This is a genomic window from Polaromonas sp. P4_F9 (assembly GCF_056401235.1).
Genome location: NZ_JBFUJT010000067.1, coordinates 1 through 6,128, shown reverse-complemented (window position 1 = coordinate 6,128; position 6,128 = coordinate 1). Strand labels below are relative to the sequence as shown.

Sequence of the window (6,128 nt, the reverse complement as noted above, 5' to 3'; positions counted from 1 at the left end):
GAGGACAGCAGCAGCGTGTCGCAATCGCCCGCTCTCTGTGTATGGACCCGGCCGTCATGCTCTTCGACGAACCGACTTCGGCGCTCGATCCCGAGATGGTCGCGGAAGTGCTCGAAACAATAACGGGTCTCGCCCGCGACGGCATGACCATGGTCTGCGTCACGCACGAGATGGGCTTCGCGCGCGCCGTTGCGGACCGGGTGATCTTCATGGATCAGGGGCAGATCGTCGAGGAGGGCGCGCCGCAGGACTTCTTCACCAACGCGCAGCACGAAAGAACGAAGTTGTTCCTCAGCCAGATCTTGTCCCACTGATTGGTAGGCCTATTATGACAAAGCTTCCGAACGATTTTCCGAATTTCGGGCTGACACCCGATCAACAGCGGTTTGCCGAGCGCGGCCACTATTACGAGCGGCCCGGTATGGATGGCACGTTAGGCGAGATCTGGTGCTACAGCGACCGGTTTTCCTACCGGCCGGGCGAAACGGTGCGGCTGCAGGTGAGTTCGACCGCGCCCCGGTTCACGATTGAGATCGTGCGCGACGGGGCGATCGAGACGAAGGTATTCAGCCGGAGCGGCATCGCCGCACGGTGGCAGGACACGCCGGATCAGTCCTCGGTCGAGGGCTGCGGCTGGACCACGACCTTCGAGTTCGAGATCGGCAACGATTGGCCGTCTGGCGGTTACCGCTTGACGCTGACAGCGGAGGGTAGCGATGGCCGTCCGATACTGTGCCATCACATTCTCATCGTGCTGCCGAAAGCTGGCCGAAAGCTGGGCCGCATTCTGCAGGTGGCGGCGACCAGCTCTTGGCTCGCCTACAACACCTGGGGCGGCTCAAACCACTACCAAGGCATCACAGGGCCGGACCGCAAGCAGTATTCGCCCATCGTTTCAACACAGCGGCCATGGGGTCGCGGTTTCGTCGTCCTTCCGCCGCAAGCGCCGAGGATACCGTTGGAAATGATGATGCCGTCCAAGACGGTACCGCGCCATCCACACAAGGAGTGGGCCTACGCCACCGGCCATTCGAAGAAATGCGCCTCTGCCGGATGGGCGAGCTACGACAGACACTTCTTTCGCTTCGCCGAGCGCGCCGGGTATGAGGTCGATCTGGCCAGCCAGCACGAGTTGCATTTCTCGCCCGAGATCTTGTTCGAATACGACTGCGTCGTCTTTGCCGGCCACGACGAGTACTGGACTTGGGAAATGCGCGACGCGGTTGACGCCTTTGTCGATCAGGGTGGTCATGTGGCGCGTTTCGCCGCCAACTTCATGTGGCAGACCAGGCTGGAGGACGAGGGAAGCCGACAGGTCTGCTACAAGTACCGTGCGCGCGCCGAGGATCCTGCCTACAAAAGCGGCGACGTCACCCGCGCCACCAATTCATGGGAAGCGCCGGAGATTGGCCGGCCTGGCGCACAGACTTTTGGTCTCAACGCCACCAATGGCCTCTATGCAGGCTGGGGCGGGTGCGCACCACGAGGCGTGCGAGGCTTCCCGATCTATCGGCCGGACCACTGGGCCTTCGCCGACACCGGGCTTTTTTACGGCGACCTTCTCGGCGCCGAGAGCCACATTTATGGCTATGAGGTCGATGGGCTGGATCACGAGATCCGCAAGGGCCTACCTTACCCTTCGGCTACGAGCGGCGCTCCGGAGGGGCTCGAAATCCTTGCTGTCGGCATGGCCACCCTGGTCGAGGAAAGTGCTTATTTGGCACGCGAAGACGAAATGATCAGCGATGGGGACGGCCGCTTGGTCGCCGAGTTGTTGTTTGGCGAGGCGAACAGCGCCAATATCGACAAGGTCAAACGCTCAAGCGGGATGATCGTTAATTTCAAGCGCGGCAAGGGCGAGGTGTTTCATGCCGGCAGCTGTGAATGGGTGGCTGGCCTTCTGGGGCAGGACGCGATGGTCGAATGTGTTACCCGCAATGTCCTCAACCGCTATCTAGACCGCAGGTAAAACCCTCGAGGCTAATCCCACACGATGCCTCGGCGAAGAAATGACCGAGGCACTGGCAAACCCAAACAACTAGTGTCAGTGACACAGATCTTATTCGGAGTTCGAAAATGGCAGATGCGAATCCTCGTTCCCTCGGAATTTTGCTCCTCGACCGCGGCCTGCCGCCCGGCGCCACGCCGCCGACGCTGGCGCACGCACCGATGCGAAATCCAGCTACCTTCGAGTTCCCAACTACCTACGAAACAGTTGATGGAGCTTTCGCGCCAAATGTAATTCGAGGCGATTCAGCACTTGAGCCGACCTGCATTGCGGCTGCTCAGCGCTTGGTTGAGCGAGGCGCCGTTGCCATAAGTTCAAATTGCGGATTTTTCATCCGCTATCAGGCGGCGGTGGCTGCGTCGGTCAAGGTGCCAGTGGTGACGTCAAGCCTACTCCTTGTACCCATGCTGCTGCGCCAGCTGCCATCGGCCGCCAAGCTTGCAATAGTGACTGCCGACTCGACACAATGCACCGAAGATCTGCTGGGCTTGGACGACGTCGCACTTCGGAAGAAGGTAGTTATCGGCGGCATCGAGGGCGGCAAGCTGTGGCAAAACGAGATGAAGATCCCTGTGATACCGACTGATGTTGCCGACATTGAGTCGGATGTCATTAGATGCGTCGCACGGCTCCGCGCCGCGCACCCGGAGACGGCGGCGATTCTGTTTGAATGCACCGGGTTCCCAGTCGTGACGCCGAAGATCCGGCGCATGACAGGCCTACCCGTCTACGACATCACGACACTTTGCCGCATGACATTCGCATCTGTCGGATAACGGCGCAGCGCAAGGGGCGTCCCAGCTGCGGAAGAGTCTCCTGACTCGCCACAACCGCAAGCGAGTCACCAATCATTTCACACTTCGAGGAAGATCAATATGGAAAAAGAACTGTACTTTGAACCGGCGGAATTCGCGGCCCGCCTCGCCTTGGTCAAGAAAGAGATGAGTAAGCGAGGAATCGACATCCTGCTTCTCTCGGAGCCGCCGAATCAAAATTATTTGACGGGCTACAACGCCTATTCATTCTATACACCGCAAATGGTGCTGGTAGCGCTCGATCTCGAGCAGCCCATTTGGATCGGGCGACTGATCGACCGCGTCTCCGCCTCAATGACCACCTACCTCGCCGAGCAAAACATCAGGGCTTACGCCGACAAGTATGTTCATTCGGCAGTTCTGTCGGCGTACGACGTCATGGCCGATGTTGTAAAAGAAATTGGCGGTGAAAAATCTCGAATTGGCGTGGAGATGGGAGGTTACTACTATCCCGCGCGGGCACACGCAGATCTTACGCGAGCGCTGCCGTCCGCGGAGTTCGTGGATGCCGACCTGCTCGTGGGGTGGATCCGGCTTGTGAAAAGTCCGGCTGAGATTGCAGTTATGCGTCAAGCTGGCCAGATCGCTGACGCGACGATGCAGCGGGTGATCGATACGGTCAAAGCCGGTGTCCGAGAATGCGATATTGCGGCTGCCGCGTATCACCAAATGGTGTCGGGCGCGGCGGGGTTCGGTGGCGACTACCCTTGCGGGCCTCCCGATCTTTGTATCGGCAAACGGTCAATCGCCCCACATGCTGCCTGGACCGACGAGACATTGCCCGCTTCCACTGTAGTCAACTTGGAAATTTTCGGGAACCGACACCGTTACCAAGTAAATCTCGCTCGCTCGATTGTTGTCGGCAAGCCTTCACCCGCCTACCAGCAATTGGCGGACATCGCTGTCGAAGCCTTGAATGCAGGCCTCGAAGGCGTCCGTCCCGGCCGGACGTGTTCAGAAGTCGAGAGCTCCTTTCGGCAAGCACTCGCGCGCCATGGGATGGAAAGAGAATCGCGACTTGGCTACCCAACTGGCATAGGTTTTCCGCCCGCATCAGGCGAACGAACGGCTAGCATACGCCCGGGAGATGAAACAGTTCTTCAACCAGGCATGGTGTTTCATATGATGCCTGGCCTGTGGCTCGACGATGTGGGCGTATCGATTACCCAAAGCTTCGCTGTCACGGATAGCGGGTATGAGCCTTTAACGCTGACACCACGGAAGCTATTTGTCAAATAGCCCGATCGGCGCACAGCGCAAGAGATGCACCAAGTGGCTGTTCGCCTTTCAACATGAACGACTTCTAGGCGCGCAACCATTGGAGAACTGAGTGGGGTTGAATCACGGCTATGTGGCCACCCCCGTGTTTGCGATCAAAATCAACCTTAGTGAAGGGACTACCAAAGTGGAAAATTTCGACGTCATGGAGAGCGCCGTTTCGGCTGTCTTCTCCAATACCTACTCCGAAGCACGGCAAAAATTTCTGGCGGCCGCACCCACGGCGAAATCATACCCGTGCGACGCAAAGGGACCTTCAGGTGAGGCTCTTTTCACGGATGCGGTCTATCTCGGCAAACCCGATGCGAAGAAACTTTTGGTGCTGGTCTCGGCGACACACGGTGCGGAGGGCTATTGTGGCTCGGCAGCACAGCTTCTATTCATGCGAGCCAAATTCCACGAGAAGCTTCCCGCCTCCACTGCAGTGCTGCTTGTGCACGCCCTGAACTGTCATGGCTTTGCATGGGACAGCAGCCTCACCGTAGAGGGGTGTGACCTTAATAGGAATTTCGTCGACTTTTCGAAGCCACTGCCGGCAAATCCAGGCTACGAGGAAGTGGCGGAGCATCTGGCCCCTGCGGATATCGGTCCAGAGGCCATCAAGCGGGCAGAAGCTGCGATCGAGGCATATCGGTCAGTGCATGGCGACCAAAAATTTCGGGAGGCGCGGAGCTCGGGGCAGTACACCATGCCCGGCGGGCATTCCTTTGGGGGCAGCGGCCCTACCGAAGCGCGGCGAACTCTCGAGCAAATCGCTGTGGACTTCAACGTCGCGGCTCGCGACCAAGTCATCATCGTCGATTACCACTCTGGCCTCGGTCCTTACGGGTATGGGGAATTGCAATGTGAGCTGGCATCCGGCCTGGCGGGGTATGACCGAGCGACGAGCCTCTTTGGCCCATCTGTCACTTCGCCCGAGCTAGGAACGTCTTCAGCCGTTGTGGTGCACGGTACGCAGGACGAGTTTTGGGAAAGGCTTCTTGGCAATCGCCACACCTACGTTTGCCTGGAGTTCGGAACTTACGATGCCCCGCGAATAAGAGGGACTATGCGTGATGATCTCTGGCTGGTTAAGCATCGATCGGAAGAAGGCGATTCTGAACTTGGGCGTCGAATCCGGAATGATTCCAAACTTGCCTTCTATCCTCAGAAGCCAGATTGGATGGAAATGGTTCTGTGGAGATCACACCAGGTCCATCGGCAGGCGATGGAGGCAATGGAAGCTCCACGCTAGGTGCGTCGGGCACTACGCTTTCCGCAACGCTACGAATTCGATATCCTCCTCGTGCCATCCGGTGCCGCGGCCATTGATGCCATTGATTCGGACCAGCCAACCTTGAGCACTCGCCCGATGGCAGACAGCACCTCGCCTACGAAACGGCGGGCACGGCGCTTTTCGGGACGCGCTGCGGCGTCTTCGAGGTCCACGATCACCGCATGTCCTTCGGTGGCAAGGGCCTTTTGCACTCGATCCGCCCTGTCCCCCGGAACAAAGAGGAATGTGCATTCGCGACAACACTCATTCAAGCTCCTTCGGGGATCCGTTCAGTCTGTTCCCCGACCGTCGGGGCTGGTCCCAGGCGGCAGTGACGGGAGCGCCCAAGTCCGCGAGCTGGCTGGTACAGAAAGGTGCGGCCGTGTTCGAGCAGCGATACCACCGTGATGCCATCGAGGGGACGTGCCATAGCAAAGCCAATCGTGAAGCAAACAATCGTCGCTGAACCGCCTCTTAGGCACAATTCCCTGATCTTGAACCAAGCCTTCGGAAGTTACGAACCCTTGAGATTCGACCTTACGGACATGCGCCTGTTCGTTGCCGTCGCCGGAGAGCGGAACCTCACCCGCGCGGCTGCGCGTCAACACCTGTCACTGGCGGCGGCCAGTGCGCGCGTCAAGTCGCTCGAAGCACAGGCGGGTCTGCCGCTGCTTGTTCGCGAGGCGCGAGGCGTACAGCTAACGCCGCCGGGTCATGCCTTTCTGCACCACGCACGAGAGGTGCTGCACCAGACCGAACGAACGGTTGCGGC

At 59.1% G+C, this 6,128-nt stretch carries 7 protein-coding genes; 6 read left to right on the top strand and 1 reads right to left on the bottom strand.

Annotation, left to right across the window (positions count from 1 at the left end):
- From AC1DUB_RS28015 to AC1DUB_RS27995, 5 genes are all read left to right on the top strand, one after another.
- On the top strand, positions 1-314 hold a 314-nt coding region (locus AC1DUB_RS28015; RefSeq protein WP_477732346.1), incomplete at its 5' end, for an ATP-binding cassette domain-containing protein.
- Positions 315-328: 14 nt separating this feature from the next.
- On the top strand, positions 329-1,969 hold the full coding sequence (locus AC1DUB_RS28010; RefSeq protein WP_477732345.1) for a N,N-dimethylformamidase beta subunit family domain-containing protein: 1,641 nt from the start codon (positions 329-331) through the stop codon (positions 1,967-1,969).
- 107 nt (positions 1,970-2,076) lie between these two features.
- A complete protein-coding gene (locus AC1DUB_RS28005; protein WP_477732344.1) occupies positions 2,077-2,784 on the top strand; it encodes an aspartate/glutamate racemase family protein in 708 nt (235 codons plus the stop codon).
- Positions 2,785-2,883: 99 nt separating this feature from the next.
- Positions 2,884-4,062 carry a M24 family metallopeptidase gene (locus tag AC1DUB_RS28000; protein WP_477732343.1) on the top strand — a complete coding sequence of 393 codons (1,179 nt, stop codon included), beginning with the start codon at positions 2,884-2,886 and terminating at the stop codon, positions 4,060-4,062.
- Positions 4,063-4,153: 91 nt separating this feature from the next.
- Positions 4,154-5,335: a DUF2817 domain-containing protein gene (locus tag AC1DUB_RS27995; RefSeq protein ID WP_477732342.1), complete on the top strand. Its 1,182-nt coding sequence runs from the start codon at positions 4,154-4,156 to the stop codon at positions 5,333-5,335.
- A gap of 29 nt (positions 5,336-5,364) precedes the next feature.
- On the opposite strand, the gene AC1DUB_RS27990 is transcribed toward AC1DUB_RS27995, so the two are convergent.
- Positions 5,365-5,568 carry a hypothetical protein gene (locus AC1DUB_RS27990; protein ID WP_477732341.1) on the bottom strand — a complete coding sequence of 68 codons (204 nt, stop codon included), beginning with the start codon at positions 5,566-5,568 and terminating at the stop codon, positions 5,365-5,367.
- A gap of 312 nt (positions 5,569-5,880) precedes the next feature.
- Between AC1DUB_RS27990 and AC1DUB_RS27985 the strand changes: the two genes are divergently transcribed.
- The coding region (locus AC1DUB_RS27985; protein WP_477732340.1) for a LysR family transcriptional regulator at positions 5,881-6,128 on the top strand (248 nt) is incomplete at its 3' end.

What these genes read in the sequence shown, in the direction of transcription:
- AC1DUB_RS28000 (WP_477732343.1), top strand. Translation starts at nt 2,884, where the DNA reads ATGGAAAAAGAACTGTACTTTGAACCGGCGGAATTCGCGGCCCGCCTC.
- AC1DUB_RS28005 (WP_477732344.1), top strand. Translation starts at nt 2,077, where the DNA reads ATGGCAGATGCGAATCCTCGTTCCCTCGGAATTTTGCTCCTCGACCGC.
- AC1DUB_RS28010 (WP_477732345.1), top strand. Translation starts at nt 329, where the DNA reads ATGACAAAGCTTCCGAACGATTTTCCGAATTTCGGGCTGACACCCGAT.